The organism is Helcobacillus sp. ACRRO (assembly GCF_022347125.1).
GTDB classification, from domain to species: domain Bacteria; phylum Actinomycetota; class Actinomycetes; order Actinomycetales; family Dermabacteraceae; genus Helcobacillus; species Helcobacillus massiliensis.
In genome coordinates, this window is the sequence record NZ_JAKRNG010000065.1 from 1 (window position 1) to 892 (window position 892).

2 rRNA genes are annotated in these 892 nt (G+C 54.6%); both read right to left on the reverse strand.

Annotation, left to right across the window (positions count from 1 at the left end):
- Positions 1–410 (reverse strand): 23S ribosomal RNA (locus MHY20_RS11500); the annotation flags it as partial.
- A 381-nt stretch (positions 411–791) separates the two neighbouring features.
- Positions 792–892, reverse strand: a 16S ribosomal RNA gene (locus MHY20_RS11505); the annotation flags it as partial.

Here is an 892-nt window from a genome sequence, read left to right on the forward strand (position 1 = left end):
TCACACCCACTACGGTTCCCCACTCACAAGGATTCACCTACCACACACTGACAGCGACGACCAGGCGGCAGCCCAATCCATGCACATCCCACAACCCCTGATCAGCAACCTCTGCCGAGTATCACACCAACCAGGTTTAGCCACATCCGCTTTCGCTCGCCACTACTCACGGAATCACAATTGTTTTCTCTTCCTACGGGTACTGAGATGTTTCACTTCCCCGCGTTCCCCCCATACCGCCTATACATTCAACGGCAGGTACCAGACCATAACGCCTGGCAGGTTTCCCCATTCGGACATCCCCGGCTCACAGGTCGGTTGTCACCTCCCCGGGGCTTAACGCAGACTCCCACGTCCTTCATCGGCTTCTTGTGCCCAGGCATCCACCGTGCGCCCTTGAAAACTTCAACAAAACACACATAAAAATGAACACACAGAGACAAAACAAAAACAAAGTTTCGTTTCGCAACAATCTGTAAATTGCTTACAAGATGCTCGCGTCCACTATGCAGTTGACAAACAACACCCCCACACCAAGGCCCCACCACCCACACAGGATGGCTCCTACCCCAGCAGGGAAGAAACGACACAAGCCGCCTCACACCCCAATAGTGTGCCTACCAAACCCCACCAGCCGAACCCAGACCCGTTCCAGCACCCCCGAAGAGACACGTACTAGAGCCAGCCCAACCAGCAGCAGCCTGTTGATTCATTGATGTTCCACCCAACGAGCAGCACCCGCAACACACTCGGTCACGACAGTGCCATAACGCTCGAAAGATACTCCTTAGAAAGGAGGTGATCCAGCCGCACCTTCCGGTACGGCTACCTTGTTACGACTTAGTCCCAATCACCGATCCCACCTTCGACAGCTCCCTCCCACAAGGGGTAA